We start from the raw sequence: 26,782 nt of genomic DNA on the forward strand, positions 1-26,782 counted from the left end.
TATGGCAAAACTTGCACATGCACAGTGGTCATCGCGTATGACCTTTGTGCTGGCCGCAGCGGGTTCAGCGGTTGGCTTAGGGAATATTTGGAAGTTCCCTTACATGGTGGGCGAAAGCGGCGGGGCTGCTTTCGTATTTGTTTATCTGCTTTGTATTGGGCTCATTGGCTTGCCCATTCTTGTCTCTGAGTGGCTTATCGGGCGGCGCGGTCAGAAGAACCCCGCAAGCACGATGTCCGAGCTGGCACGCCAAGCCAATAAATCCAGTATGTGGGCTGTGGTAGGCATCAGCGGCATCATTGGGGCGTTTTTAATTCTGTCGTTCTATAGCGTGATTGGCGGCTGGTCGCTCTACTACACCCTGAACTCCGTCACCGGCACCTTCAGCGGTCAAGATGCTGACGGCATCGGCGCGCTGTTTAACGGCATGCTCAGCAATCCTGGACTGCTGTTGCTCGGTCACTCGGCTTTCATGCTGTTGGTCATTGGCATTGTGGCTCAGGGTGTCACAAAGGGGCTTGAAGGCGCTGTGCGCATCTTGATGCCGGTGCTAGCGCTTCTGCTGGTCGTGCTGATCGGTTATGGCATGTCGACCGGCCATTTCGGCCAGGCGCTGGTATACATGTTCAATCCGGATTGGAGCAAGCTAAGCGCAGAGACGGTGCTGGCCGCATTAGGGCATGCGTTCTTCACGCTCTCGCTGGGCATGGGGATTATGATGGCGTACGGCTCTTACCTGGGCAAAGAGATCAACCTGCTTCAAACTGCCCGTACCGTCATCATCATGGATACGGTAATTGCACTCGGAGCGGGGCTTGCAATCTTCCCCATCGTGTTTGCGAACAACCTGGACCTCGCCTCGGGACCTGGGCTGATTTTCGTCACGCTGCCATTGGCATTTGGCAACATGGACGGTGGCTCTCTGCTGGGTTTGATGTTCTTCCTGCTACTCACTTTCGCAGCGCTGACCTCGGCCATTTCGCTGCTTGAGCCCGTGGTTGAGTTTATTGAAGAGCGCACGCCGCTGTCTCGCGTGATGGCGACCATTGTTGCCGGGGTGGGTGCTTGGGCACTGGGTATTGCCGCTCTGCTCTCCTTCAACGTGTGGAGCGAGCCGCTCATGCTCGGTATGGGCGTGTTCGACCTGCTGGATACGCTGACCAGCAAAATCATGCTGCCGCTCACCGGCCTGGGTGCGATTCTCTTCGCTGCGTGGTGCTTAGAGCGCAAGAGTGTCGAGGCTGAGCTTGGGCTATCAGCCACGGGCGTCAGCGTATGGAACATCATCGCGCGCTATGTAGCGCCCGCAGGCGTCATTGCTGTCTTCGTCACAGGCTTACTCTAAGCCGTCACGGCCCCGCTAGCTGGCGGGGCTGTCTATCGCACGCTGTTGTTAGTGCAATTCGCTCTCTTGCGGTTCGTCATCGTCCGGCAAGGGAGCGATATCCCGCGACAATTTCTGAAACTCCCGATGCAGCTCAATGCCTCTGCGTGCCCTTAGGCTACGCTGGGCGGCGCTGCGCCGACGTTGGGCATGCTCATCGACCTCCATACTCATGAATATGTCGAGCAATTCGCTTTTTACCGAGGTCATTCGTTCGACGTTTCTCATGATCGACGCTCCTCCAGGTGAAGTTGCCTACGTCCACCTGCATCCGTGACGACTGATTTTTAAATGATGCAGTGCGGCACGTCACTTCTTACTATAACCTACTTGACAAAATGATGACGAATCTTGAAGAAATGGGTTAACGCCCTTTAAACGGCAGTGATCATCAGTGAATCCCGCTGCCCTATTCGCGTCACTCAGGCATACTGTGGCCACCTAGGCTGCATAAGCACGATCGAGAATTTAAGGAGCTGAACGTGAGCCGCGCCCTGTTCGATGAAATGAGACGCCGCATGGAGCATTTCCGTCGCTCCGAACAAAAGGTAGCGCGGTTCGTGCTGCGTAACCCCGATGAAGTGATCCATATGCGGATCGTGGACCTTGCCACCGAGGCGAAGGTGAGCGAGCCCACCGTGGTGCGCTTCTGCCGTGCCCTTGGCTGCAACGGTTTCCAGGACTTCAAGCTCCAGCTCGCCCAGATGCTGGCCAGCGGTAGTCAGTTCGCCCAGTTCTCGATGAACGATAGCGACTCGGTGGCGGAGTTCTCTCACAGCATTTTTGACTCCACCGTCGGCACACTACTGTCGGTACGCGATCGGCTCGACAATGAAGCCTTGGGGCGGGCCGTGAATGCGCTGGCCATGGCCAACCGGGTGGAGTTTTACGGCTTTGGTGCCTCTGGTGCCGTGGCCTTTGATGCCCAGCACAAGTTCTTCCGCCTGCAGATCTCGACCTCCGCCTACGCCGACCCCCACATGCAGAATATGTCGGCGGTGACGCTGCAAGAGGGCGATGTGGTGGTGGCGATTTCACAAACCGGGCGAACCAAGGCGCTGGTGGCCAGCGTGCGCTTGGCCCGCGAAGCGGGGGCTACGGTGATTGGCCTGTGCCCCAGCGAGTCGCCGCTAGCCCATGAAGTGAGCCTACCGCTGTTTATCGATGTGCATGAAGATACCGAGATTTACACGCCGCTCAGCTCACGCATCGCGCACCTAGTGCTGATCGACGTACTGGCCGTCGGTGTCGCGAAAACCCGTGGCCCCAAACTCGCCGAGCAGCTCAAAGCGGTGAAAAAGAGCCTGACCACGCTGCGTTACCCAGACGACCACTAACGGCGGATCAGCGCGACGTACACTGTATACCCAGCCAGTGGGCGGACTGTGCTAAACTAACCGCCCATTTTCCGAACCGGCAGCGGCTTATATGGACGACGTCACGGCGATACTTGATCAGCTCAACCCCGCTCAGCGGGAGGCAGTGAGCGCCCCCCAGGGCAATCTACTGGTACTGGCGGGGGCTGGCTCCGGTAAAACCCGCGTGCTGGTTCACCGCATTGCCTGGCTGATGCAGGCCGAGGGGCTCTCTCCTTACGCGCTGCTGGCAGTCACGTTTACCAACAAAGCAGCGCGGGAAATGCGAACGCGCTTAGAAGCGCTGCTGGGTATTTCCATGCGCCACGTGTGGGTCGGCACCTTCCACTCCATTGCCCACCGGCTGCTGCGTACCCACTGGCAAGATGCCCGCCTGCCGCAACACTTCCAAATCATTGACTCCGACGACCAGCTCCGGCTGATCAAACGGCTGCTCAAAGATTACTCGATTGACGATGAGCGCTTCCCGCCCCGCCAGGTACAGGGGTTTATATCTGGCTGCAAAGAGGAAGGGCTGCGCCCTCATCAGGTGAACGTGAATGGCGATGCGTACCTCGCCCAAATGGTCGAGCTGTACGAGCGCTATCAGTTCACCTGTGAGCGCGGCGGGCTGGTGGATTTTGGCGAGCTACTCCTGCGCAGCCTGGAACTTCTGCGCGATAACCCGCCGCTGCTGAACCACTACCGCGAGCGTTTTGGGCATGTGCTGGTAGACGAGTTCCAAGACACCAACACCCTGCAGTACGCGTGGCTGAAACTGCTCACCGGCCAACAAACGCCGATGACGGCGGTCGGCGATGATGACCAGTCGATTTACGGCTGGCGGGGCGCCAAAGTGGAAAACATCCGCCGCTTTGAAGAGGAGTTTCCCCATACCCAGACGGTGCGCCTGGAGCAGAACTACCGCTCGACCAGCGCCATTCTGGATGCCGCCAACGCGTTGATTAGCCACAACACCGAGCGGCTGGGCAAAAACCTCTGGACCGACGGTATCGAGGGCGAACCGATCTCGGTATACGCCGGGTTTAACGACCTGGAAGAAGCCCGCTATATCGTCGACACCATCAAAGAGAAAGTGGAGGAAGGCTTCAATCGCCGTGATGTCGCCATCCTGTACCGCTCCAACGCTCAGTCGCGACTGCTGGAAGAGACGTTGATTCGCCAAGGCATGCCCTACCGCATTTACGGAGGCCACCGCTTTTATGAGCGGCTGGAGATCAAAAACGCCCTGGCCTACCTTCGCCTGCTGCTCAACCGGGACGACGACGCCTCCCTGGAACGCGTCATCAACGTGCCCACCCGAGGCATCGGCACCCGCACGGTGGAAATTGTTCGCCACCGCGCACGAGAACAGGGCGTTTCGCTCTGGCAGGCGCTCCACGACGCGATTCAGGATGGCACCTTAAGAGGCCGGGCGGGCAACGCCGTGCAGGCCTTCGCCAACCTAATCGAGCAGCTCGATAACGACGCCGCAGGGCTGCCGCTGCATGAGATCATCGACCATGTCACCGCGCACACCGGGTTAATCGAGCACCACAAAAGCGAGCGTGGCGAGAAGGGCCAGGCGCGGGTCGAAAACTTGGAAGAGCTGGTCACCGCCGCCCGCGCCTTCACCCATGGCGACGCCTTTGAAACCCCGGAAGCGGGCGAAGGCATGGCGGCGCTGGAAGCATTTTTATCAGAAGCTGCCCTCAACGCAGGCGACCACGAAGCCGAAGAGTTCGAAGACAGCGTGCAGCTGATGACGCTGCACTCGGCGAAAGGGCTTGAGTTTCCGGTGGTGTTCATCGCCGGTGTGGAGGAGGGGCTGTTCCCGCATAAGATGTCGGTGGAGGAGCCTGGGCGGCTTGAGGAGGAGCGCAGGCTTTGCTACGTGGGCGTTACCCGCGCCATGCAGAAGCTCTACCTCACCCACGCGGAAACCCGCCGCCTGCACGGTAAAGAGGTATTTCCGCGTCCGTCGCGCTTCTTGCGTGAACTGCCACCCCACCTGCTGGAGGAGGTCCGCCTACGGGGCCATGTGTCTCGCCCGGTGACCGCCTCGCGGCAAAGCTTCGCCCAAACCAGTATCGAGAGCGACGGCGAGCTCCCCGCGCTGCATGTCGGCCAGCGCGTCGAGCATCCGGTGTTTGGCGAAGGCATCATCCTCAATGCCGAAGGCGAAGGCGCCCGGGCGCGGGTACAAGTCAGCTTCGATGGCGAGGGCGTGAAGTGGCTCGTACTGGGGTTTGCCAAACTAACGCCGCGTTGAACCGACCACCCCGATCAACCCAAAAAAAGGGCAAGGCAAGACAGAGACTTGCCCTATAAAAGCGGCTTAGCGCATACTGGCGGGCGGACACTGCGCTCACTGCGCTTATAAAAAAACAGCCTATAATTTCGGAGTCATGCCCGCCATGCAACGCCGCCAATTTTTGAAAACCGCCGGCCTGGGTGCCGCCGGTGTCGCTGCTGCCCCTTTCGTTTCTACCGCTAGCGCTAACGAAACCTACACCTGGGACATGGTCACCTCCTGGCCGAAGAATTTCCCCGCCCTCGGGACCGGCGCCAACGACTTTGCGCGTCGTGTGGAGCAACTCTCCAACGGCCGTATGCGCATTCGTGTACACGGTGCGGGTGAGCTGGTACCGGCACTGGAAGTCTTTGATGCCGTTGCCGCTGGCACGGCTGAAATGGGTCACTCCGCGTCTTACTACTGGCGCGGCAAAGTGGCTGCGTCCCAGTTCTTTACCGCCGTGCCGTTTGGCATGACCACCACCGAAATGAACGCGTGGCTGTACCACGGCGGTGGCCAGGAGCTGTGGGACGAGATCTACGCCAACCACAATCTTAAGCCATTTGCCGTAGGCAACACCGGCACCCAGATGGCGGGCTGGTTCAAAAAAGAGATCAACTCCCTCGAAGACATGCAGGGCTTGAAGCTGCGCCTGCCGGGGCTTGCCGGGGAAGCCATGAACGGCATCGGTGTGAGCACCGTGAACATGGCCGGTTCTGAGATCTTCACCTCGCTGCAAACCGGTGCGCTTGACGCGGCGGACTGGGTGGGCCCCTACAACGACCTGGCCTTTGGCCTGCACCAAGTGGCGGACTACTACTACACGTCGGTGTGGAACGAGCCCTCTGCCGTCCTCGAAGGCACCATCAACCTGGATGCGTGGAACGCGCTGCCGGAAGATCTGCAGGACGTGATCCGTGAAGCGGCGCGCGCCTCTAACCTCGCAATGATCAGCGAGTTTGCCTACCGCAACGCCCAGGCCCTGGAAACACTGGTGGAAGAGCACGGCGTGCAGCTACGCACGTTCCCGGAAGACGTTATGGCCGCGCTGTACGAGTCCTCCAAGCAGGCGATTCAGCGTCAGGTAGAGAGCGATGAAGAGTCTCGCCGCGTTTACGAATCCTACTCGGCCTTCCAGAAAGTGGTGCGCCCGTTTAGCGACGCGGGTGAGTACGCTTACCTGAAGAGCCGCGACAACGTCGGCGCCTAACCTACCGGCCAACGTCAAAGGGCGCCTCGGCGCCCTTTTTGCTGCTGTGAATGGCTAAGGCGAGGGCGTACTAGCCATGCACGGCGCGGATACGGCCATTGTCATCCAGCGCCACCATGACAAAACGCGCTTCGGTGACTTTCTGGCGCTCCTCGATGTGGCGGCCATGGGGCGGGCGTACCCACACCTCGACATCGATTTTGATCGAGCTGTGGCCAATCTCCTGCACTTGGGTATAGACGCTTACCATGGACCCTACTCGCACCGGGCTCAAAAAGTCCATGGCTTCGATGGCGACCGTCGCGGTGCGGCCACCCGCTTCACGCCCGGCTGCCAGCTCCGCCGCCTGATCCATATGATTGACCAACCAGCCGCCAGGAATATCGCCGTAGAGATTGGTATCTTGCCGAGAAGCCAGTAACTTTAAAGTGAGCTGCCCTTTAGGGGCCGGTACGTCGTCCAAGTCGGTGTCCAGCGGTGTCATAAGGTGGTCGCTTTGTAAGGTTATTGTTGTGGTGAAGGTCGGTCGGTGGCACGGAGGAGCGTAGCGTTGCTGCATCGCAACAGGTTGGGGATAGTTAATCATAAGAGGGGTAACGTTTGAAGGGCAATCGTTTGACGCGCCATTGTGGGCGGATTCAGCGGTGTTATCGCCTCTTGGTGGCGATCGCCTGGCTGCTTTGCTGCACGGTTGCCGTGGGGCAGCCAACGTCGGTCAGTGGCACCTTGGGCGCCGTTGGCTCCGATACCATGGCCGGACTGATGCTCCGCTGGGGGGAAGCGCTCGATCACCGCTATCCCGACATTAACCTGCAGTTTCAAGCAGGCGGCTCCGCCAGCGCGCCCACCGCGTTGGTCGCGGGGACGACACGCTTTGGCCCTATGTCGCGCCCCATGTCCGACACCGAACGCCAGCAATTCATCGAGCGATATGGATACCCGCCCCGAGAGTTGAAGGTGGCCCGAGATGCGCTGCTGCTGGTGGTGCATCGCCATAATCCGCTGGCATCGCTCACGCGCGAGCAGGCCGACGCGATTTTCTCCACCTCGTTAGATTGCGGTGGGCTGCGCCCCATCCGGCGCTGGGAACAACTGCTGCCCAGCGACCAGTGGCCCTACGGCAAGATTGCGCTGCATGGTCGCAACCTGGCCTCCGGCACGCACGGGCTGTTTCAAAACCGCGCCCTGTGCAATGGCCAATTTCGCCGCGATATCAGCGAACACCCCGGCTCTTCGGCGGTGATTGCCGCCGTGGGCGAGTCACCCAACGCCATGGGCTATGCCGGCTATAACCACCTGAACCCCATGGTCCGCGCGCTACCGTTGATCGACGACACGGGCCACGCCATCCGTCCAAGCGTCGCGACGATTCAGGACGATACCTATCCGCTATCGAGAGATCTCTACCTATACGTTAACCTTCCGCCCGGCGACACGCTGCCACCGGCCGAGCAGGCGTTCATTGAACTGATCTTCTCAGAGGAGGGTCAGCAAATCGTTCAAGCGGCGGGATTCGTGCCGTTGCCCCAAGCTCAGCGCCAGCCGCCGCTACTGGCTCCCTGAGCTGTCACTTAACTGTCATAAACATACCGTAGGGTGGGACGCTTCGGCCATGTACGTACTTTTTGCCACGGCACTCGTTTCTTTATGATGTCGACATGACTCCCCCACGGCTACCTCTTTCGCGTCAGCCGCTGCGCCTCATTCACGACCGTATCGCTACCGGATTGATTACCGCCGGTGGCATCGGCGTTCTGTTGGCCATTCTTGCCATTGGTGTTTTCCTCGTGTGGGAAACGCTGCCACTGCTGACGTTTGGCGACGCCTTATCGCTCAATACCTTATCGCCCCTGGCCTGGGGCACACTCAAAGCGGCACTTGCCGCCATGCTGTTCGCCACGCCCATCGCGCTAGGTGCCGCCATGTACTCGGCGCTGTTCATGTCGGCTCGGCTGCGTGGCCGTATCAAACCCATGCTGGAGCTAATGGAAGCCATTCCCGGCGTGGTAGTAGGTTTCATTGCCGGACTACTGTTAGCCCCCTGGGTGGAGCAACACTTGGCCAGCACCCTACTGGTGCTGGTGTGGCTGCCGCTAAGCGCGGGCTTGGCCGGTATGCTCTGGTATGTTGCCAGCGCCAAGGTGCGCCAGTGGCTGCCGCTCTCTTGGGCGGGCGTGTGGCTAATGCCGTGGCTCGCCATCATGATCACACTCGCACTATGGCTAGCCCCGCTCTTGGAGCACGCATGGTTTGGCGGCGACCTGCGCCGCATGCTCGACCAGCAGTACGGCTTGGACTACGCCACCCGCAACGCGCTGATCGTGGGGATCGCCATGGGGTTTGCGGTGATTCCCAGCATCTACTCGCTGGCAGAGGATGCCCTCGCCGATGTGCCCGCCAACTTGATGGAGGGTGCCCAAGCGCTCGGCGCCAGCCGCTGGCAGGCGCTCTGGAAGGTAGCCCTTCCTACGGCCGGGCCTGGGGTCTTCTCGGCGGTCATGATTGGTGCCGGGCGCGCCGTAGGCGAAACCATGATCGTTTTGATGGCCAGCGGTAATACGGCGCTCTTTAGCGCTAGCCCCTTTGAGGGGCTTCGCTCCCTATCGGCGTCGATTGCCATCGAGCTGCCGGAAGCCTCCCCCGGTGGTATGACCTACCACCTGCTGATTTTTGCTGCTCTAGCGCTGTTTTTGTTCACCTTTTTAGTCAACACGCTCGCCGAGGTGGTTCGCCAGCGGCTGCGTCAGCGCTATCAACGACTAGGGGGTAACCGCTAATGCGTTGGCTCCCACGTCCGCCCCGCCTCACGGCCATGGGCAGCCTGCTATGGCCATGGCTATGCGCGGCCAGCGTTGCATTATCGCTGTTGATGTTGGCGACCCTGCTGACGCTGCTGGCCGCCCGTGGCCTTGGCCACTTTTGGCCCGCCACGCTGGAAGAAGTCACTCTACGCTCCGGTGAGACGGTGATCGGCCAGGCGGTGCGGGAGGCCCCACTGCCCAATGCGACGGGCACAGAGCGGCTCTACTTTACCGGCAACCGCGATATCGACGGTAATAGCTGGCGCTGGGTGGCCTTGAACGACATCGCCACCGTCGCCGTACCCAACGACCTCATCCGCCTAGAACGGGCCCCCTGGGGCGACTTCATTGGCCGCCTGGAAACCGTCGAGAGCGATGGCCAGCGTTTAGAGGGAGATGCCGCTTGGGCATTTGTCGCCCAGGCCATGGCGCTTCCCGAGAGCCAGCGCCCCGTCGCCCAGCTACGGCTCACCGCTGCCGATGGCCATCGCGTGACCCAACCGTTGGCGGGCGTCATGCGCTTCCAAGCGCCCAACGCCATGTCCTGGCATCAAAAAGTCGCCGCCTGGAGCGGACGTATCTGGCAATTCCTCAGCGAGGGTCCGCGTGCGGCCAATACCGGCGGCGGCGTCTGGCCGGCCATCTTCGGCACGGTCATGATGGTGATTCTGATGTCGGTGATCGTGACACCGTTCGGCGTACTGGCCGCCATTTATCTCAACGAGATCGCGCATCAAAACCGCCTTACCCGCTTGGTCCGTATCGGCGTACGCAACCTTGCTGGCGTGCCGTCGATCGTATATGGGGTATTTGGCTTGGGGGTCTTCGTTTACGGTATCGGGGGCTCCATCGATAGCTGGTTTTTCGAGGATGCGCTGCCGTCGCCCACGTTTGGCACGGGCGGTCTGCTCTGGGCATCGTTGACCCTGGCGCTGCTGACGCTGCCCGTCGTCATCGTCGCCACCGAAGAGGGACTGGCGCGCATTCCTGACGCTCAGCGAGAGGGCGCGGTGGCGCTAGGCGCGACCCGCTTAGAAATGCTGACCCGCGTGGTACTGCCCATGGCGACTCCAGCGATGCTCACCGGGGTCATCTTGGCCGTGGCCCGGGCCGCCGGAGAAGTGGCGCCGCTGATGCTGGTCGGCGTGGCGAAACTGGCCCCACAAATGCCCGTCGATGACGAATTTCCCTATTTGCACCTAGAGCGCAAATTCATGCACCTCGGCTATCATTTATTTGATACCGCGTTTCACGGCGAAGACGTTCAAGCCGCCATCCCACTGGTGTTTGCCACCGCCCTGCTGCTCGTGCTGATCGTGCTAGTGCTTAACTTAACTGCCATATTTCTGCGTCATTATCTAAGGCGTCAACGAGGGAACGAATGCTAGCGTTATCGTCCGCCCACCCGACTCAAACACCGGTGACTCGCTTTACTGCCGAAACCTGCTGTTTGAGCATCAACCAGTTTCACCTCGCGTATGCGGGGAAAACGGCGTTGCGCGACCTAACGCTCGATGTGCCTCGCCATCGGGTCACCGCCTTCATCGGCCCGTCGGGCTGTGGCAAGTCGACCCTGCTGCGTGCCATCAATCGGCTGCACGATCTCAACGAGTCGGTGACGCATCAAGGCCAGATTCAGCTGGAGGGCCAGGACATTCACGCCCCACAGATGAACGTCACCGAACTGCGCCGCCGCGTGGGCATGGTGTTTCAAACGCCCAATCCGTTCCCGATGTCCATTTATGAAAACGTCGCCTTCGGGCTGCGTTTACAAGGGCGCATGCCCAAGCGCAAACGGGATGACATTATCGAGTGGGCGCTAACGTCTGCCGCCTTGTGGGATGAGGTGAAAGACCGCCTGCACCGCTCGGCGTGGCAGTTATCCGGCGGACAGCAGCAGCGTTTGGTGATTGCCCGAACGCTCGCCGTCCAACCCGACGTGCTGCTGCTGGACGAGCCCGCCTCGGCGCTGGATCCGATCTCGACGCTGAAAATCGAAGAGTTGATTCGTAACCTGAAATCCCAGCTCACGCTGGTACTGGTTACCCACAATATGCAGCAAGCCGCACGGGTATCCGACTACACGGCTTTTTTGCAGCAAGGTGAACTCGTTGAATACGGGCCAACGGATCAAGTGTTCACCAACCCGCGTTTACAACGCACCGAAAACTACATCACCGGCCGCATGACCTAGGCCCAACCGACGTTACGTCAGGAGTGCTCAATGGATATTACGAGCGATACCCACAGCCAGCATATCTCTCGCCAGTTCAACCAGGAGCTGGAAGAGCTGAAAACCCACCTGATGGCCATGGGCGGTCTGGTGGAAAAACAGGTACAAGACGCCGTTCACGCTCTGCTGGAAGGCGACAGCCGCCTGGCCGAAAAAGTGCGTGACAACGACCGCCAGGTCAACGACCTGCAGCTTCAGATCGATGACGAGTGTACCCGTGTCCTGGCACGTCGCCAGCCGGCCGCCTCTGACCTGCGCTTGGTACTTGCCGTCATTCGCGCCACCTCGGATCTCGAGCGGATCGGTGACGAAGCCAGCAAAATCGCCCGTAACGCGCTGCTGCTGAGTGAAAGCAGCAGCGGTATTCGCGGTTTGGTGGAAGTGCGCCATATCAGCGAACACGTGCGGAAGATGCTGCGCGATGCGCTGACGGCCTTTGCCCGCTTCGACACCGAGCTGGCCATGCAGGTCGTGCGGGAAGACGAGTCCGTGGACGACGAGTATGGCAGCGCCATGCGCTCTCTAATGACGTTCATGATGGAAGACTCGCGCTCGATCAGCTCGGTGCTCAGCATCATGTGGGTACTGCGGGCACTGGAGCGCGTCGGCGACCACGCCAACAACTTGGCGGAGTACGTGGTCTACCTGGTGAAAGGCTTGGATATTCGCCACAGCGACCCCGACACCCTAGATCAGAAGGTACTGAAAAAGTCTTGACCTAGCAGGCCATTCCTCCTGCAATACGCCCAGATGATTCATCTGGGCGTTTTTTTAAAGGAGTAAGCATGGTGGATGCCATCACGGCGTTGAGCCAAGGCACGCGCTTGGTGTACCAAAAAGGGCTGCGGCGCTATATTTTCCTACCGATCCTGGTCAATCTCATCGTCTACGCCAGTATGCTCAGCGTTGTCTTTCAGCGCTTTTCAGGCTGGTTGGATAGCGCCATGACCATGGTACCCGGTTGGTTGGAGTGGCTCTCCTGGCTGATCTGGCCGCTCTTCTTCGTTAGTCTGCTGGTGGTGATCTTTTTCACCTTCACCCTCGTGACTCACCTGATTGCCGCACCGTTTTACGGCTTTCTTGCCGCAAAAGTCGAGCGACAAGCCACCGGGCGAGAACCGCTGGATGATCGCGGACTGGCTAAAACGGCCGTCGACGCGCTGGGTCGCGAACTGGTCAAGCTCGGCTATATTCTGCCGCGCATGGCGGCACTGTTCATTCTAAGCTGGATACCCGGCCTCAATCTGTTGGCACCGATCTTGTGGGCCCTGTTTTCTGCCTGGGTGATGGCCATCACTTACCTTGATTATCCGATGGATAACAACAAGGTCACGTTTCGCGATATGCGCAACCGTCTCTCACGACGCTGGTGGCCCAGCCTCACCTACGGTGGGCTGATCATGCTGGTCACCTGGATTCCCCTGGCCAATCTGTTCTTGATTCCCGGCGCCGTCGCAGGGGCGGTGCTCATGTGGGATGGTCATTACCGCGGCACGCACGATGTGGCTACCCCTTAACGACGCGACAGGTAGAGGCATCGCCACAAAAAACCCCGCCTAGGCGGGGTTTTTTAGGGATATAGCGCTGAGCTTACCAACGGATACCGTCACCTTCGTCGCGGTTCAGCTCATTGGCGTCATAGCCCGTTTTGCTGGTCGCTGTGTCGGTTGAATCGTTGGCGCTGCTAGACGTGGAGTAATCCAGCGTGTCGCCTTCGTCATGGGTCAGGTCGCTAGTGGAGTACTGGGCAGGGCCCGACGTATTGTGCGAGCTTGGCTCGATGATGTCGTGACCTGCAGAGCGGTCTTTATTCAATTCAATGGACGTGTGGGCAAAGGCCATTGGGCTTGCAACCAAACCGAACGCAACGCCTAGAACAGCCGTCTTTTTCGCTAACTCGTTGAATAACATTGATACGTACTCCTTTAACATGGAGCCAATCGGCGTAGGCGAGAACCAATGAGCGTCTACGACTAATGGCTAACTTTACACCTAGCTATTGCATTCAGGATGCCACTTTTCCAAAAAAAATAAAAAACCCAATAAAAACATATATTTATTAAATTTAAATAGCGCGCAATATAATGCTGCAACGTCAAAAATACCTCAAAAATATTGTGTAACAATGACACATGCGCTTTCCAAGTGACGCAAAATGACTCACTTTCCCAGAACGCCTCCACAGTCCTTTCATGCTGACGTGCCTCGTAGAGCACTTCGCGTATGTCGTAGGCACAAAAAATTAGACCCCGCAGGGCGGGGTCTTGATCACTCTTACTTGTGAACGATACCGACGTCTGGCTTCCTGTCCTTTTGCGGGATTCCAACCTTGGAGTTCACCCTAACCAGTGTATTGATCGTTGTATGATTCATTCCTTGAATCTTCGAGCATCCTTGCTGTGAGACATCCTTGCCTCTTAAATGCTCAACCTTAAGCGTAAGAGTTTTTTACAGCTTTGCAAATAAATGTTACGAGTTACATGCCGCTATTTTCTTTCGGCAGCTCCTCGGTGCTGTCATACGTCGCATCCGAGTCGTCGCTCATGGAATTCGGCTCCATGTCGCTGGCATGATCGCCCTCGTCATGGGTTAAATCCTGGTTGTCATGATCAGATGACATGGCCGAGCCGCTGGATTGAGATTCAACCGGTTGCTCATCTGGAGAGATGTTATCGGCCGGGTCGGCAGGCTCTTGGGCAAAAGCCAGTGGGCTCGCTACCAAACCAAACGTTACACCTAAAATACCAGCTTTCTTGAGTAGTTCCTTGGACATCATATTCCGCCTCCTCGATCGCTGTGAAATACCGCTTTAAAAGGAAGAGTGACTTCGTGTCTTACCAGTTCCTGCGGTAATCTTCCTTACTCATAACGTTGCAGCCGATATGCCAAAAATCCGCGCATCAAAAAAAATATATTAAAATACAAATGCTTATGAAAAATAGCACCGTGCCAAAAGTAGGCTTAGCATGGAATCGAAAGCGAATACGGTGGCTACATATGGCACATGCGCGTTGTTTGACCATGCTTACATGCCAATATGGCACACTTATACATAGATTATGCAAACCAGAGAGAGGGCAGTAACGCGTAGGTGAGGAGAGAGGCGCAGGTGGCCCGATCGACGCGTTAGTCGTGGACTACCCGCGTAGCCGGGAACACGCAGCGGAACAGCGCTCCCTCACCGGGCAATGACTCCACTTGGAGCTGCGCGTCGTGGCGTAGTAGAACGTGTTTCACAATGGCAAGGCCTAGCCCAGTGCCGCCGGTGGCCGTACTGCGCCCCTTATCGACACGGTAGAAGCGCTCGGTGAGGCGAGGAATATGGACAGGATCGATCCCTTCACCGTCGTCGTCCACTTCGATGCAGGCACTGCCATTGGGCAGCGCCGCCCAGCGGAGGGTGATCTGGCTTCCCGCTGGCGTGTAGCGCACCGCGTTGAACGCCAAGTTGGAGATCGCACTGCGCAGCTCCTGCTCGCTGCCGACTAGGCGCGCTTCGCAATCGAGCACGACCTGCACGCTGTGTTGCTGGTGAGACAGCGCCAGCGCATCGCGGCGAATACTCTCTAGCATCGGCCCTACGGCAAGCGGCTGGTGATCTTCTCCCCCTCGGTCGATTTCGAGCCGAGAGAGTAGTAGCAGGTCGTTGACCAAGTTCTGCATGCGCTTGGTCTGCTCTTCCATCTGACCGATGCCTTTGCCCAAACGAGGCGGCAATAGCTCTTTCAAATCGCCGTACGTTTCCAGGTAGCCCGAAAGGACGGTTAGTGGTGTGCGCAGCTCGTGAGACACGTTGGCCACGAAGTCGCGGCGCATCTGTTCCAGGCGATGCAGGCGCGTAATGTCCCGGGCCATGACCAAGCGCTCGTCATCACCATAGAGCGTGATTTGATACTGTAAAATGCGTCGCTCGTCGATGGGCGAGGTGAGGGTCAGTGGCTCGCTATATTCACGGGCATTGAAGTAGCTGATAAAACGCGGGTCGCGCAGCAAGTTGGTAATGTGCTGGCCGCGGTCATGGGCCGTTTGCAGGCCGAGCATATCGGTGGCGGCACTGTTCCACCACTCTAAATCTCCGTGGCGATCCAGCATCACGACGCTATCACGCATCGCCTCAGAGGACTCTTGAATACGCGCGAGGGTGGCTCGCAGGCGGCTTTGCGTTATGCGCTGGCTTTTTTGGTAACGATAAAGGCGGTCGAAGAGTTCGCCCCACATGCCAGTGGCCGCAGGTGGCTCATCGTGGGGGTTCAGCGTAAGCCATTTGAACAGGGCTCTAAGCTGACGGAGTTGATAGACCAAACAGAGCGTCAGACCTGCCGCCAGCCCGAACCCCGGGTAGCCCAGCAGCCATCCCAGGCACATCCCTAGGAAAGCCAGCCAGATGATTCGCCACAGTTCACGGCTCCACAGGCGCACGATTACACCCGAGCAGAGAAACGATACCCAGTGCCCCGCACTGTTTGAATCAGATTCTGGTGCGCTTCACCCAGCGCTTTGCGCAACCGGCGAATATGCACGTCCACCGTGCGCTCTTCGACGTATACGTTGCCGCCCCACACCTGATCAAGTAACTGGCTACGGGTATAGGCACGCTCTTGGTGGGTCATGAAAAACTGCAGTAAGCGGTACTCGGTAGGGCCCATCTCCAGGGCCTTGCCGTACGCACTCACACGATGGCTCACCGGATCTAACAGCAGGCCATTGATTTCGATGGGGTCTTCCACACCACGCGGGGTCGCTCGGCGCAGCACGGCTTTCAGACGCGCCACCAATTCACGGGGCGAAAACGGCTTGGTGATGTAGTCATCCGCGCCCGCTTCCAGACCCTGAATCTTATTATCCTCTTCGCCCTTGGCGGTCAGCATGATGATCGGCAACTCGGCCGTGGCCTCTTCACGCTTGAGACGACGGGCCAACTCGATGCCGCTGGTGCCCGGCATCATCCAGTCCAGCAGCAGCAGGTCGGGCTGGTGATCGACCACCATCGCATGAGCATCCTGGGCGTTGTCCGCTTCAAGCACGCGATAGTCAGCCATTTCCAGCGCCACAGCGATCATCTCGCGAATGGGCGCCTCATCATCGACGATCAGTACGGTCTTGGCGGTCATTCCAGGGCCTCACGGTGTTCTAAGAAAGCTCATCTATGCGAAAACAGTTCAATGACATGTCTGTGACGATAACACCATGACTTAATGACAATTCTATGACACCCAGCATAATTAGCCAGTCACCGGCCACCCGCTAAGCGCGATGCCAGCAAAAACCAAAAGCCCGGACCAGTGATTGTTCAGAAACGCCTGGAAGCAGCGGTCGCGGTCACAGTGAAAAATTAACCGCTGCTGATGGGCAAACGTTGCGGCCATGCCTGCCAAACCCAGCCAGAAGAAACCGCCTAACCCAACCCGTATACCTACCCAGGTAAGCAGAGCCAGCGTCGCCAACTGCAGCAGGCCAATGATGAAACGGTCGGCACTGCCAAACAGCACCGCCGTGGATTTAATTCCGATCTGTAAGTCATCGTCGCGATCCACCATGGCGTACTGGGTGTCATACGCGACCGTCCAGAGCACGTTGGCACTGAACAGTATCCACGCGTCTAACGGCACCTCACCCAGTACGGCACCAAACGCCATCGGGATCGCCCAGGAGAACGCCGCCCCGAGCACCACCTGGGGAAAATGGGTGTAACGCTTCATGAACGGATAAATGGAGGCCAGCAGCACACCCCCAAGCGAAAGCAGCACGGTGAACCCGTTGGTCAACAGCACTAACACAAAGGCGACGGCCACCAGCGCCACAAATAGCAGCTGCGCTTCGGTTTCGCTAATCCGCCCCGTTGCTAAAGGCCTCTGCTTGGTACGCTTTACATGGCCATCGAAGTGGCGGTCGGCGTAGTCGTTCACCACGCAGCCTGCGGCGCGCATCACGTACACCCCGGCGATGAAGATCAGTAGCACATCACGGCCCGGCACGCCCTCGGAGGCGACCCACAGCGCCCATAGCGTTGGCCACATCAACAGCCAGGTGCCGATGGGTCGGTCCAAACGCATTAGCTGTAAGAAATCGGTCAAGCGGGCCCAACCGGTCGGGCGCAACAGAGAACGGTCCATGCTCATGCTTACCTCGTCGAAAAAGTCGCTGCGTTAGCCTAGCGCGACGGCAGGCCCAGTGCATCTGCCATGGTGGATAAAAAATACTCTTGCACGAGTAGCGATAGCCCACCGTGCTCAAAGACCGAGCGCCGCCCCCATAAACTCTGGGCCGCCAGCCCTGGCTGCGAGCGGATAAAGCGCGGCCGCGTCGCCGTCGCTTCTAGCGGGCCGCGCACCAAGTCGGGCTGCTGAAACAACCAGCTGCCTAGCGAGCGCTCACCCAACTTGCCCAGCCCTTTGCCCTGTAGCTGGTGAAGCGGGGCCACCGAACGCGCCACGACCCACGGCGTTTCATCGATACACAGCGCCACCTCGCGCAGCCACGCGTAACGGCGCGGCGCGATGCCAAGCGCCAGGGCTTCATCGCGCTGGGGCAAGCCGATGGTTTGGCGCAGCAAGCGCACCCGAAACGCGCCCGGCTCACCGGCAGCCATCAGGCGAGCGGTCAATGAATCGGTGGAGGCGACCCACTGCCACCAAGCCGTGCTCATGGCTGGCTGAGCGGCGGCTACCGGCAACCACTGAGGAAAGAGCGAAAAAGCAGAAGCGGATAACTCGGGGGCGGTCACCAAAGCCTCCAGGGCAGTCAATTCAGAGCGGGCTAGTGTAACATGGTGCCTTGACTGGCTTTTGTTCCACCGACGTTTGGGGACGGTATGCCCAACTCACACACGACCTCTTCCACGCCATCTCAACACTCAGCTGCGCTGGTGATCGTGGGAACCGGTATGGCTGGCGTGGGGCTAGCGCGCGCCCTACGGCGCCAGGGAGATACCCGTACTATCACCCTGGTCAGCGCTGACAGCGGTGATGACTACAGCAAGCCGCTGCTCTCCACCGGCTTTGCCAAACGCTTGAGCCCCGACAAGCTCGCCCAGCGTGACGCGACGGCGCTGGCCGACGAGCTCGATGCCCAGGTCATTACCCACACCCAAGTCACGCATCTGGATGTGGATAACCAAACGCTGCAGCTGAGCAGCGGCGACACGCTGCGTTACGATGACGTGGTGCTCGCGACCGGCGCGGCCCCCCGCAGGCCGTTCAGCGTGCCCAGCACACTGGCGGAGCGCTGCTTCACCGTCAACGATTTGGACGACTACCGACGCCTGCACGCAGCGCTCGTCCAGCCAAGCCGAGTGGCCATCATCGGAGCCGGGCTCGTCGGCTGCGAATTTGCCAACGACCTGCACGCGGGCGGGCACCTAGTCACCGTGATCGCGCCGGAGAGCGCCCCACTGCCGCGACTGCTACCCGAACCGCTGGGCCATGCGCTGGCCGACGCGTTTCACACCGCTGGCATTCGCCTCGCGTTGGGGCGCAGCCTAGACACGCTTTCCCAAGATGCCGACAACGCCCTAGCGCTGCAACTGGATAACGGCGAGCGGCACACGGTGGACCTCGTCCTGTTCGCCACCGGCCTGGTGCCGCGCACGGCGCTAGCAGAGGCCGCTGGCCTCAACGTGAGCGCCACCGGCATCCACGTCGACCGCCAGCTACGCACCCACTCGCCTAACGTGTACGCCCTGGGCGATGCGGCCTGCATCGACGGTGTGAATGCCATGTACGTCCAACCGCTGCAAGCCAGCATCAAAGCGCTGGCGGCGACTCTGACCGGCACACCCACCTCGGTCAGTTTTGGCGCTTGGCCGGTGGTGGTGAAAACCCCACTGCTGCCCGTGGTGGCCTACCCACCCGTGCAGCCTCCCGAGCGCTGGCGAATCGAAGGCGAGGGCGACGACTTGACGGCACTGGCGGAAGATAAAGACGGACGTTTGATTGGTTTTGCGTTGACAGGCGGCTGCGTGAGAAGGAAAGTGGAGCTTTCCAGAGCGGCCCCCGCCCTGCTAGGCTGATTTTCGCCGCGTTCGCGACTAGGCTAAAGAAGCTCCGCCTGCTGGGGTGAGCTGAGCTACCAACAACATTGATGTCTGTTTTCACAAGGGAGATTCCTTTATGCGCAAACCTGAACTCGCTGCCGCCATCGCTGAAAGTGCTGACCTGTCCAAGGACAAAGCGGGCCAAGTGCTCAACGTCATTTTGGACGAAATCACCAACAGCGTCGCCAAAGGCGAAGATGTTGCCCTGATCGGTTTTGGCACATTTACCGTTCGCGAGCGTGCTGCTCGTACCGGCAAAAACCCGCAAACCGGCGCGCCGCTGCAGATTCCGGCCAGCAAGAACGTGGCATTCAAGCCAGGCAAAGCGCTCAAGGACGCCGTTTCCTAATGAAGCTTTCGCTGACGCTGTGGCTGCTGGGCTTTATGCTCAAGCGAGCCCTGCGCCGCAAGCCGCGCTTTCGTGAGCAGCTTGAACGCATGCGCGGCCTCGACTGGGGTGTGGCCACGGAAGACCTGAGCATTGCCCGCTACTACCGGATGACGCCAAACGGCATCAGTACCGGAAAAGGGCTGCCCGTCGATCTAGACCTTGAGCTACGTTTTCGCGACCAAGACGCCGCGCTGCGCATTCTCAAGAAGCCTACCCAGCAGGCGTTCCTAGACGGCATGGTGGCGGGAGACGTCCGCCTCGTCGGCGACTCCTCCGATATGAACAAGCTGCAAAAGCTGCTGAAGTATTTGTAGGCTCGCCCACGTAGCCTAAAGCAACACCCTAACCCCGCCGCTGTCATGCTGCGGGGTTTTTCGTTGTGACGTTAACGCGCGACCCCGTGAAACGCCGACGACGACACCGAGCGGTCAAAGAGCAGTAACCACACCACTACTGCCAAGGCAGCCACGCCTGCTAGGGCTAAAAAGGCGGCCTCATAGCTTAGCCAGTTGGCAATCACTCCGGCGTAACTCGCGCTGAGTGCTGCACCTATGCCCTGAATGGTCATGACAGCACCCAGCCCCATATTGACCCGCCCGGTGCCACGCAGTATCTGCGCCACAATGCCTGGTGTGGCAACGCCCAATAATCCCGCTCCGATGCCATCCAGCATCTGTACGGGAATCACTGTCCATAGCCCCGGCACGGTAGCGGCGATCACACCGCGAATCGGCAGCACCACCAGCGCAATTAAAAACAGCAGCCAGTAGCCATTCTTGTGAGAGTACCAAGCCGCTAATAGCGCCATGGGAATCATCGTCATCTGGGCAATCACCACCGTACCCGCCGTGTAAACCGCAGGGTTCATCACCTCGTTTGCTGCCACGCGCTGGCCGAGTAGGGGCAGCATGGCGGCGTTACCCAAGTGAAACAGCAGTAGCGTTGCGCCCACCACCAGCAGCATGGGGTGGCGGCGAAACACATTCACGATGCTTTCACTTTGATGACTGGTTTTATCCAGGCCCCGGGCCTCGTCGTAATCAATTTCTTCAGGGCGAATCATCAATACGAGCAGCACCGTTACGATGGCCATCAGCGCCATGAGATAGAACACCGCCTCTACCCCATACACATAGCCTGCCAAGGCCGCCAGTACGGCAGCGGTGGCATTACCGGCGTGGTTATAGGCTTGGTTTTGGCCCAACTGGTGGGCAAGCCCAGACTGCCCCACCAAGCCAAGTGTCAGGCTGAGGATGGCAGGACCAATGGCCGCTGCGGCAACCCCAGTGGCAATTTGTGAAAAAGCGATCAACCACGTTTGAGGCCACAGCAGTAGCACTAGATTGACGACCGCCACCAGCAAGGCGCAGACCACCACCAGTAAACGTTTGAACCGTGTCGCATCTGCTAACATCCCAGCAGGCGTGGTGGCTAACAGGCTGGCGAGCCCGGCGACGGTCATCACGAATCCGATTTCATCGGGCGCCCAACCCAAACCCACTAAATAGATGCCTAAGAAGGGCCCCAGACCATCGCGAACGTCCGCCAGTGAGAAGTTCAGCATCGACAGCGTACGGGTTGAACGGAGCGAGGCGGCACGTGGGCTCATGGCGCTATCCTATTGTGTGCAGGCAGAGTTTTCCTTATAACAGATTTTTACAAACATCGTACAAGACGGCGTTTAACGTCTCATAGGCGAGTACCGTAGCCACGTGACGCCACACTATTTATACTAAAGTCTAATAACAGCAACTTCACACGAGCCTCTATGCCCCTAACCCTTTCTCTGCGCCGCCTTTGGACACTGGATAAGTTCGCCTACAGCCTGCGGGTGTTCATCGCCTTCAGCGGAGCGCTGCTGTTTAGTGGGCTGGCGGGGGATGTAGCGCTGGTCATTCCGCTGTTTCTAGGCATCATCGCCAGCGCCTTATCAGAGACCGACGATAGCTGGCAGGGGCGTTTGCAGGCCTTGGTGGTGACGCTGCTCTGCTTTGCCTCGGCGTCGTTCGTGGTGCAGTGGCTGTTTCCGTGGCCGTGGCTGTTTGCGGTGGGCTTGGCGGTCTCCACCTTCACGCTGATTATGCTGGGGGCGATTGGCCAGCGTTACGCGACGATTGCCTCCGGCACGCTGATTCTTTCGATCTACTCCATGATCAATATTGAACAGCACGGCGGTGTGGATGAGGACGTCGCCTCCCGCCAGCTGCTGCTGTTGGCCGGTGCCGCCTGGTACGGAGCGATTTCGGTGGTGTGGTGCGCGCTGTTCTCCCGCCAGCCGGTGAAACAGAGCATGGCGCGGGTGTATAAAGCTCTGGGCGAGTTTTTGATTTTAAAATCGGCGCTGTTCGAGCCGGTACGGGGCGTCGATGTAGAGGCCCGCCGCGTGGCGCTCGCCCGCCAGAACGGCAAGGTGGTGGATGCGCTCAATCAGGCAAAAGAGATGATCTTTCGCCGCCTAGAAGGCCAGCGCGGCAGCCGTAAGCTCAACCGCTATCTGCAGATTTACTTTATCGCTCAAGATATCCATGAGCGGGCTAGCTCCACCCACTACCCCTACAGCGCGCTTACTGAAGCCTTTTTTCACCACGACGTGCTATTTCGCTGCCAGCGGCTGCTGGACCAGCAGGGCCGTGCCTGCCGCCAGCTAGCCAAGTCGCTGCTGCTCAACCGCCCCTTCAGCCACGAGCAGAGCGAGCAGGCGTTGGCTGACCTGCGCGCTTCGATTGATAACCTCAGCGAGCGCGGCAAGCCGGAGTGGCGGCCTCTCATGCGCCCATTGAATGCGTTAGCAGACAACCTCACCACGCTCGAGGCGCAGATTGCCAGCGCCCACAACCCGGACACCGGCAGCGAGCGTCGGGACAGCGCGCTTTATGACCGCTCTCCTTCGAGCCTGCTGGAAGCCTGGAAACGGGTGCGGCTGAACTTTACGCTGGGCTCGCCCACCTTTCGCCACGCGGTGCGTTTAACCACGGCACTGGTGGTGGGCTACGGGCTGTTACAGTGGATCGACCCGCAGCAGGGCTTTTGGATTTTGCTCACCACGCTGTTTGTGTGCCGCCCTAACTTCGCCACCACCCGGCGCTTTCTCTCCCAGCGGATTCTGGGCACGGTGCTTGGGCTGATTGCAGGCTGGGCGTCTATCAGCCTGTTCCCCCAGCCTCTCATCCAGAGCATGATTGCCGTAGCAGCGGGTGTGTCGTTCTTTGCCAACCGGGAAAAGCACTACGTGATCGCTACCGCGTCGATCACCCTGCTGGTACTGTGCAGCTTTAACCAAGTGGGCGATGGCTTCGACCTGATCTGGCCGCGGCTATTCGATACGTTAATTGGCTCGCTGATTGCGGGGCTGGCGGTGTTCTTCATTCTGCCGGACTGGCAAGGCCGCCGCCTGTACCGGGAAGCGGCCAAGGTGCTGACCAATCACCGCCGCTATTTGGACGAGATCGTTCACCAGTATGAAGAGGGCAAGCAGGATGATCTGGCCTACCGCTTAGCACGGCGTAACGCCCATAACGCGGATGCGGCGCTCTCGACGCTGCTCACCAACATGCTCCATGAGCCGGGGCACTACCGGAAGCAGGATGCCGATAACGGGCTGCGCTTTTTGGTGCTCTCCAACACGCTGTTAAGCCACCTCTCCGCGCTGGGTGCCCACCGCCACCGGCTGGCCGAAGATGAGGACGATGCCGCCTTCGTGCCTCAGGCCAAGCGGATCAGCGCCCTGTTAGAGCAATTGGCCGAACAGTTGGATAAACGCCTGCCTGTGGAGCCGCTGAGCGAGCCTGCCAACGAGCTGCTGAGTCAGTTAGAGGAGCAAAGCGGCGCAGCGGAAGAGAACGCCGTCACGCTCTATCGGCCCATCCAAAGCCAGCTGCGCCTGATTGCCAGTCAGCTTGGCCCGCTAAGCGACGCCGCCAACCGCTTGACAAGCCCAAGCGCCGAAAAGCTCCACGAACCTAACGCAGCGGCTTAGCACCGCGCGCATACCCACGCCCTGCCGCTACACCTGCCCGTAGCGGCCTGCCGCTTCACCCAGCCAGCGGCGCACCAACACGGCCGTCACCTCGGCGTTGCCCTGCAACGCCTGGGCCAGGGCGGTCACCCGCTCTAGCTGGTCGGCATCGCGCTCTAAATCCGCGATCTTCATTTGGGCGAGGCCGGTTTGGCGCGTGCCCAGCACTTCGCCAGGGCCTCGAATCTCCAGGTCTTTTTCGGCAATGCGGAAGCCATCGGTGGTTTCCCGCATCACGCCGAGCCGTTCCCGGGAGCTTTTGGAGAGCGGCGGATGGTAAAGCAGCACGCAGAAGCTTTCGGTGCTGCCGCGCCCTACCCGACCGCGCAGCTGGTGAAGTTGGGAAAGCCCCAAGCGCTCCGGGTTTTCGATGATGATCAGGCTGGCGTTGGGCACATCTACGCCCACCTCAATCACCGTAGTGGCCACCAGGAGATCCAGCTCGCCGGTTTTGAAGGCATCCATCACCTCGGCCTTTTCTGCGGCTTTCATACGCCCATGAATCAGCCCAATGGCCAATTCCGGCAGCGCCTGGGTCAGCTCGTCGCGCGTCACCTCGGCGGCCTGACACTGCAGCGCCTCAGACTCCTCGATCAGCGTGCACACCCAATACGCTTGGCGGCCGTCGCTGCAGGCATTACGAATCCGCTCGACCACTTCCGGGCGGCGCTCGTCAGAGACCACCACGGTTTTCACCGGTGTGCGCCCTGGCGGCAGTTCATCAATCACCGACACATCCAGATCCGCGTAGGCGCTCATGGCCAGCGTGCGGGGAATCGGCGTGGCGGTCATGATCAGCTGATGGGGGGTTAACCCACCCGCTTCGCCCTTTTCCCGCAGGGCAAGGCGCTGGTGAACCCCAAAGCGGTGCTGCTCATCGATAATCGCCAGCCCCAGGCACTGGAAGTGCACGTCGTCTTGAAACAGCGCGTGGGTACCTACCACCATACGCGCCCGCCCATCGGCAATGGCCGCTTTGGCATCCAGCCTGGCTTTGCCCTTCAGCTTGCCTGCCAACCACGCGACTTCGATGCCCAGCGGCTCGAACCAGGCCTTAAATGCGCGGTAGTGCTGCTCAGCGAGGATTTCCGTCGGTGCCATCATCGCCGCTTGGCAGTTGCCCGCCAGCGCCGAGAGTGCCGCCATGGCGGCCACCACGGTTTTGCCGGAGCCCACATCCCCCTGCACCAGCCGCAGCATGGGCGCGGGGCGAGCCAGATCGAGGGCGATCTCTTCCAGCACCCGACGCTGGGCGCCGGTAAGCGCAAACGGCAGTTGCGCTAAGAAGCGCGTTTGCAGGCTGCGCCCGGAGGGCAGCTCTGGCGCGCCGTCAGCTTGAATACGTAAGCGCACTTCTCGCAGGCTAAGCTGATGGGCCAGCAGCTCTTCCAAGGCGAGCCGCCGCGTAGCGGGGTGAAGGCCGTGGGCAAGCTGCTCTAAATCCACATCCGGCGGCGGCTGGTGCAGTAACTGCAAGCTGGCGTGTAGCCCCGGCAGCTGGAAGCGCTGGCGCAGCGCATCGGGAATCACATCGGGCAGCGCTTCGGGCGCTTGCTCTAACAGGCGCAGCGCCTGCTGGGTCAGCGCTCGCAGACGGGTTTGGTGAAGCCCCTCGGTAGTCGGGTAAATAGGCGTGTAGTACTCCTCGACCGGCGTTTCGCTACCGCCGCTAAGCCGATACTCTGGGTGATAGATCTCTAGCCCCGTGGCGCCTGCCCGCGCTTCGCCAAACGCCCGAACGGTCACGCCAGGGCGAAGCTGCTGCTGTTGAGCGGGCGAGAAGTGAAAAAAGCGCAGGCTTAAAATTCCGCTACCGTCGCGCAGGCGAATCAGCAGGCTGCGCCGACGGCCTTTAACGATATCGCTGGCCGTCACTTCCCCCTCGACCACGGCTTCATGGCCTGCCCGCAGCAGACCAATGGGGGTGAGCCGCGTACGGTCTTGGTAACGCAGCGGCAGGTGAAACAGCAGGTCACTGACACGCTCGACCCCCAGCCGGGCCAGCTTGATGGCCAGCGCTTCGCCTACGCCCTTCAGCGCCGTCACCGGTGCGGACAGCTCACTCATGAGGCGCGATTCACCTTATGCACCGGCTGCTGGCACTGGCTGATCGCTTTGGCCAACGCATCGATGGCCTTGGGACGCGGAAAACTGGCTCGCCAAGCAATGGCCACCGTGCGTGAAGGTGCCGGCTCGACGAACGGGCGGCTGACCAGCATGGCGTTCTCGTACTGGTCGGTGCCGAGCGCCGATTGCGGCAACACGGTGATTCCCAGCTTGGAGGCCACCATGTGGCGAATCGTCTCGAGCGAGCCGCCTTCGGCAATCAGCGTGTTGTTGGGGCTGTTGAGCTTCTGGGTAATTGCCGGGCAGGCTTCGAGAATTTGATCGCGGAAGCAGTGGCCCTCGCCCAGCAGCAGCAGCCGCTCTTCCAATAGATCTTCTTTATGAATCGCCTCCCGCGCCACCCACGGATGGCTGGCGGGCATCAACACCTCGAAATGTTCGTCGTAGATCGGTTTGGTGACCACATCGGTTTCGGTAAACGGTAGCGCGACGATGATCACGTCCAGCTCGCCGCTGCGCAGCTTGGCCCGCAGCGTACCGGTCATGCCCTCTTCGATGTAGAGCGGCATTTGCGGCGCAGCACTCGCCAGTGCCGGTACCAAGTGGGGGAACAGATAAGGCCCAATGGTGTAAATCGCGCCAATGCGCAGCGGGTTGGCGAGCTGGTCTTTGCCAGCGCTGGCCAGCTCGTAGATCAGCCCACTCTGCTCCAACACGCGCTGCGCCTGAGCGACGATTTTTTCACCCAAGGGGGTGACTTGCACGGTGGATTTGGAGCGTTCGAACAGCGGGATCTCCAGCTCGTCTTCGAGCTTTTTCACGGCGACCGAGAGCGTCGGTTGGGAAACATGGCAGCGCTCGGCGGCGCGGCCAAAGTGACGCTCTTGGGCAAGGGTTACGATGTAGCGAAGTTCTGTTAAAGTCATAGCGGTGCCAGTGGCATCCTCTCGTTGCAGCTCGAGTCATCGTGTTAGCGAGACGGAAAAGGACAGACAAGC

General features: G+C 59.7%; 25 protein-coding genes. 14 read left to right on the forward strand and 11 right to left on the reverse strand.

Going from position 1 to position 26,782, the window contains the following annotated elements; genetic code table 11:
* Position 1 precedes the first annotated feature (1 nt).
* Positions 2-1,345: a sodium-dependent transporter gene (locus CTT34_RS17720; RefSeq protein WP_159343587.1), complete on the forward strand. Its 1,344-nt coding sequence runs from the start codon at positions 2-4 to the stop codon at positions 1,343-1,345.
* Positions 1,346-1,393: 48 nt separating this feature from the next.
* Here CTT34_RS17720 and CTT34_RS17725 read toward each other — a convergent pair whose 3' ends face one another.
* Positions 1,394-1,612, reverse strand: coding sequence for a PA3496 family putative envelope integrity protein (locus tag CTT34_RS17725; protein WP_062374507.1), 219 nt, complete (start codon positions 1,610-1,612; stop codon positions 1,394-1,396).
* A 254-nt stretch (positions 1,613-1,866) separates the two neighbouring features.
* Here CTT34_RS17725 and hexR point away from each other — a divergent pair, with 254 nt between their 5' ends.
* From hexR to CTT34_RS17740, 3 genes are all read left to right on the forward strand, one after another.
* Positions 1,867-2,721 carry a transcriptional regulator HexR gene (gene hexR / locus CTT34_RS17730; RefSeq protein WP_044629315.1) on the forward strand — a complete coding sequence of 285 codons (855 nt, stop codon included), beginning with the start codon at positions 1,867-1,869 and terminating at the stop codon, positions 2,719-2,721.
* Between the two features lie 91 nt (positions 2,722-2,812).
* Positions 2,813-5,011, forward strand: a complete 2,199-nt coding sequence (gene uvrD / locus CTT34_RS17735) for a DNA helicase II (RefSeq protein ID WP_159343588.1) — start codon at positions 2,813-2,815, stop codon at positions 5,009-5,011.
* A gap of 145 nt (positions 5,012-5,156) precedes the next feature.
* Positions 5,157-6,245, forward strand: a complete 1,089-nt coding sequence (locus tag CTT34_RS17740; protein WP_159343589.1) for a TRAP transporter substrate-binding protein — start codon at positions 5,157-5,159, stop codon at positions 6,243-6,245.
* Between the two features lie 70 nt (positions 6,246-6,315).
* On the opposite strand, the gene CTT34_RS17745 is transcribed toward CTT34_RS17740, so the two are convergent.
* Positions 6,316-6,729, reverse strand: coding sequence for an acyl-CoA thioesterase (locus tag CTT34_RS17745; RefSeq protein ID WP_159343590.1), 414 nt, complete (start codon positions 6,727-6,729; stop codon positions 6,316-6,318).
* A 116-nt stretch (positions 6,730-6,845) separates the two neighbouring features.
* Between CTT34_RS17745 and CTT34_RS17750 the strand changes: the two genes are divergently transcribed.
* The 6 genes from CTT34_RS17750 to cysZ all read left to right on the forward strand — a co-directional run bounded on the left by CTT34_RS17750 (position 6,846) and on the right by cysZ (position 12,796).
* Complete coding sequence (locus tag CTT34_RS17750; RefSeq protein ID WP_254436425.1) at positions 6,846-7,808, forward strand: PstS family phosphate ABC transporter substrate-binding protein; 963 nt, start codon at positions 6,846-6,848, stop codon at positions 7,806-7,808.
* 95 nt (positions 7,809-7,903) lie between these two features.
* Complete coding sequence (locus tag CTT34_RS17755; RefSeq protein WP_159343591.1) at positions 7,904-9,022, forward strand: ABC transporter permease subunit; 1,119 nt, start codon at positions 7,904-7,906, stop codon at positions 9,020-9,022.
* Complete coding sequence (gene pstA / locus CTT34_RS17760) at positions 9,022-10,434, forward strand: phosphate ABC transporter permease PstA (RefSeq protein WP_159343592.1); 1,413 nt, start codon at positions 9,022-9,024, stop codon at positions 10,432-10,434. Before CTT34_RS17755 ends, pstA begins: the two co-directional genes overlap by 1 nt.
* Positions 10,428-11,240 carry a phosphate ABC transporter ATP-binding protein PstB gene (pstB, locus tag CTT34_RS17765; protein WP_159343593.1) on the forward strand — a complete coding sequence of 271 codons (813 nt, stop codon included), beginning with the start codon at positions 10,428-10,430 and terminating at the stop codon, positions 11,238-11,240. The genes pstA and pstB overlap by 7 nt, the downstream gene beginning before the upstream one ends.
* Positions 11,241-11,270: 30 nt before the next feature.
* A complete protein-coding gene (phoU, locus tag CTT34_RS17770) occupies positions 11,271-11,996 on the forward strand; it encodes a phosphate signaling complex protein PhoU (RefSeq protein ID WP_159343594.1) in 726 nt (241 codons plus the stop codon).
* A 68-nt stretch (positions 11,997-12,064) separates the two neighbouring features.
* On the forward strand, positions 12,065-12,796 hold the full coding sequence (gene cysZ, locus CTT34_RS17775) for a sulfate transporter CysZ (RefSeq protein WP_159343595.1): 732 nt from the start codon (positions 12,065-12,067) through the stop codon (positions 12,794-12,796).
* A 73-nt stretch (positions 12,797-12,869) separates the two neighbouring features.
* Here the strand turns inward: cysZ and CTT34_RS17780 are convergent, their stop codons facing one another.
* The 6 genes from CTT34_RS17780 to CTT34_RS17805 form a co-directional block, all read right to left on the reverse strand.
* The gene (locus tag CTT34_RS17780; RefSeq protein ID WP_159343596.1) at positions 12,870-13,190 is read right to left on the reverse strand and encodes a hypothetical protein; all 321 of its coding nucleotides are present in this window, start codon (positions 13,188-13,190) and stop codon (positions 12,870-12,872) included.
* Positions 13,191-13,755: 565 nt separating this feature from the next.
* The gene (locus tag CTT34_RS17785) at positions 13,756-14,052 is read right to left on the reverse strand and encodes a hypothetical protein (RefSeq protein WP_159343865.1); all 297 of its coding nucleotides are present in this window, start codon (positions 14,050-14,052) and stop codon (positions 13,756-13,758) included.
* A 353-nt stretch (positions 14,053-14,405) separates the two neighbouring features.
* Complete coding sequence (gene phoR, locus CTT34_RS17790; RefSeq protein WP_159343597.1) at positions 14,406-15,698, reverse strand: phosphate regulon sensor histidine kinase PhoR; 1,293 nt, start codon at positions 15,696-15,698, stop codon at positions 14,406-14,408.
* A gap of 2 nt (positions 15,699-15,700) precedes the next feature.
* Complete coding sequence (gene phoB / locus CTT34_RS17795; protein WP_159343598.1) at positions 15,701-16,390, reverse strand: phosphate regulon transcriptional regulator PhoB; 690 nt, start codon at positions 16,388-16,390, stop codon at positions 15,701-15,703.
* Positions 16,391-16,501: 111 nt separating this feature from the next.
* Positions 16,502-17,392, reverse strand: coding sequence for a 4-hydroxybenzoate octaprenyltransferase (gene ubiA / locus CTT34_RS17800; protein WP_159343866.1), 891 nt, complete (start codon positions 17,390-17,392; stop codon positions 16,502-16,504).
* A 38-nt stretch (positions 17,393-17,430) separates the two neighbouring features.
* A complete protein-coding gene (locus CTT34_RS17805) occupies positions 17,431-18,003 on the reverse strand; it encodes a chorismate--pyruvate lyase family protein (RefSeq protein ID WP_254436426.1) in 573 nt (190 codons plus the stop codon).
* 87 nt (positions 18,004-18,090) lie between these two features.
* Here CTT34_RS17805 and CTT34_RS17810 point away from each other — a divergent pair, with 87 nt between their 5' ends.
* The 3 genes from CTT34_RS17810 (at position 18,091) to CTT34_RS17820 (ending at position 20,016) form a co-directional block, all read left to right on the forward strand.
* Positions 18,091-19,287, forward strand: a complete 1,197-nt coding sequence (locus CTT34_RS17810; RefSeq protein WP_159343599.1) for an NAD(P)/FAD-dependent oxidoreductase — start codon at positions 18,091-18,093, stop codon at positions 19,285-19,287.
* A gap of 100 nt (positions 19,288-19,387) precedes the next feature.
* Positions 19,388-19,660: an HU family DNA-binding protein gene (locus CTT34_RS17815; protein ID WP_018918476.1), complete on the forward strand. Its 273-nt coding sequence runs from the start codon at positions 19,388-19,390 to the stop codon at positions 19,658-19,660.
* Positions 19,660-20,016: a hypothetical protein gene (locus CTT34_RS17820; RefSeq protein WP_159343600.1), complete on the forward strand. Its 357-nt coding sequence runs from the start codon at positions 19,660-19,662 to the stop codon at positions 20,014-20,016. Before CTT34_RS17815 ends, CTT34_RS17820 begins: the two co-directional genes overlap by 1 nt.
* Positions 20,017-20,087: 71 nt before the next feature.
* Here CTT34_RS17820 and CTT34_RS17825 read toward each other — a convergent pair whose 3' ends face one another.
* Positions 20,088-21,311 (reverse strand): MFS transporter, encoded by a 1,224-nt coding sequence (locus CTT34_RS17825; RefSeq protein ID WP_159343601.1) that lies wholly within the window; start codon positions 21,309-21,311, stop codon positions 20,088-20,090.
* Positions 21,312-21,470: 159 nt separating this feature from the next.
* Between CTT34_RS17825 and yccS the strand changes: the two genes are divergently transcribed.
* A complete protein-coding gene (gene yccS / locus CTT34_RS17830) occupies positions 21,471-23,678 on the forward strand; it encodes a YccS family putative transporter (RefSeq protein ID WP_159343602.1) in 2,208 nt (735 codons plus the stop codon).
* A gap of 27 nt (positions 23,679-23,705) precedes the next feature.
* Here the strand turns inward: yccS and recG are convergent, their stop codons facing one another.
* Positions 23,706-25,784 (reverse strand): ATP-dependent DNA helicase RecG, encoded by a 2,079-nt coding sequence (gene recG / locus CTT34_RS17835; protein WP_159343603.1) that lies wholly within the window; start codon positions 25,782-25,784, stop codon positions 23,706-23,708.
* Positions 25,781-26,710, reverse strand: a complete 930-nt coding sequence (locus CTT34_RS17840) for a hydrogen peroxide-inducible genes activator (RefSeq protein WP_159343604.1) — start codon at positions 26,708-26,710, stop codon at positions 25,781-25,783. The genes recG and CTT34_RS17840 overlap by 4 nt, the downstream gene beginning before the upstream one ends.
* Positions 26,711-26,782 lie beyond the last annotated feature (72 nt).

Source organism: Halomonas meridiana, from assembly GCF_009846525.1.
Taxonomy (GTDB): domain Bacteria; phylum Pseudomonadota; class Gammaproteobacteria; order Pseudomonadales; family Halomonadaceae; genus Vreelandella.

Excerpts from the sequence above, each read along its gene's own strand:
- CTT34_RS17720 (WP_159343587.1), top strand. The coding sequence starts at position 2 with ATGGCAAAACTTGCACATGCACAGTGGTCATCGCGTATGACCTTTGTG.
- CTT34_RS17725 (WP_062374507.1), bottom strand. The coding sequence starts at position 1,612 with ATGAGAAACGTCGAACGAATGACCTCGGTAAAAAGCGAATTGCTCGAC.
- uvrD (WP_159343588.1), top strand. The coding sequence starts at position 2,813 with ATGGACGACGTCACGGCGATACTTGATCAGCTCAACCCCGCTCAGCGG.
- CTT34_RS17740 (WP_159343589.1), top strand. The coding sequence starts at position 5,157 with ATGCAACGCCGCCAATTTTTGAAAACCGCCGGCCTGGGTGCCGCCGGT.
- CTT34_RS17745 (WP_159343590.1), bottom strand. The coding sequence starts at position 6,729 with ATGACACCGCTGGACACCGACTTGGACGACGTACCGGCCCCTAAAGGG.
- CTT34_RS17755 (WP_159343591.1), top strand. The coding sequence starts at position 7,904 with ATGACTCCCCCACGGCTACCTCTTTCGCGTCAGCCGCTGCGCCTCATT.
- pstA (WP_159343592.1), top strand. The coding sequence starts at position 9,022 with ATGCGTTGGCTCCCACGTCCGCCCCGCCTCACGGCCATGGGCAGCCTG.
- pstB (WP_159343593.1), top strand. The coding sequence starts at position 10,428 with ATGCTAGCGTTATCGTCCGCCCACCCGACTCAAACACCGGTGACTCGC.
- phoU (WP_159343594.1), top strand. The coding sequence starts at position 11,271 with ATGGATATTACGAGCGATACCCACAGCCAGCATATCTCTCGCCAGTTC.
- cysZ (WP_159343595.1), top strand. The coding sequence starts at position 12,065 with ATGGTGGATGCCATCACGGCGTTGAGCCAAGGCACGCGCTTGGTGTAC.
- CTT34_RS17780 (WP_159343596.1), bottom strand. The coding sequence starts at position 13,190 with ATGTTATTCAACGAGTTAGCGAAAAAGACGGCTGTTCTAGGCGTTGCG.
- CTT34_RS17785 (WP_159343865.1), bottom strand. The coding sequence starts at position 14,052 with ATGTCCAAGGAACTACTCAAGAAAGCTGGTATTTTAGGTGTAACGTTT.
- phoB (WP_159343598.1), bottom strand. The coding sequence starts at position 16,390 with ATGACCGCCAAGACCGTACTGATCGTCGATGATGAGGCGCCCATTCGC.
- ubiA (WP_159343866.1), bottom strand. The coding sequence starts at position 17,392 with ATGGACCGTTCTCTGTTGCGCCCGACCGGTTGGGCCCGCTTGACCGAT.
- CTT34_RS17810 (WP_159343599.1), top strand. The coding sequence starts at position 18,091 with ATGCCCAACTCACACACGACCTCTTCCACGCCATCTCAACACTCAGCT.
- CTT34_RS17815 (WP_018918476.1), top strand. The coding sequence starts at position 19,388 with ATGCGCAAACCTGAACTCGCTGCCGCCATCGCTGAAAGTGCTGACCTG.
- CTT34_RS17820 (WP_159343600.1), top strand. The coding sequence starts at position 19,660 with ATGAAGCTTTCGCTGACGCTGTGGCTGCTGGGCTTTATGCTCAAGCGA.
- CTT34_RS17825 (WP_159343601.1), bottom strand. The coding sequence starts at position 21,311 with ATGAGCCCACGTGCCGCCTCGCTCCGTTCAACCCGTACGCTGTCGATG.
- yccS (WP_159343602.1), top strand. The coding sequence starts at position 21,471 with ATGCCCCTAACCCTTTCTCTGCGCCGCCTTTGGACACTGGATAAGTTC.
- recG (WP_159343603.1), bottom strand. The coding sequence starts at position 25,784 with ATGAGTGAGCTGTCCGCACCGGTGACGGCGCTGAAGGGCGTAGGCGAA.
- CTT34_RS17840 (WP_159343604.1), bottom strand. The coding sequence starts at position 26,710 with ATGACTTTAACAGAACTTCGCTACATCGTAACCCTTGCCCAAGAGCGT.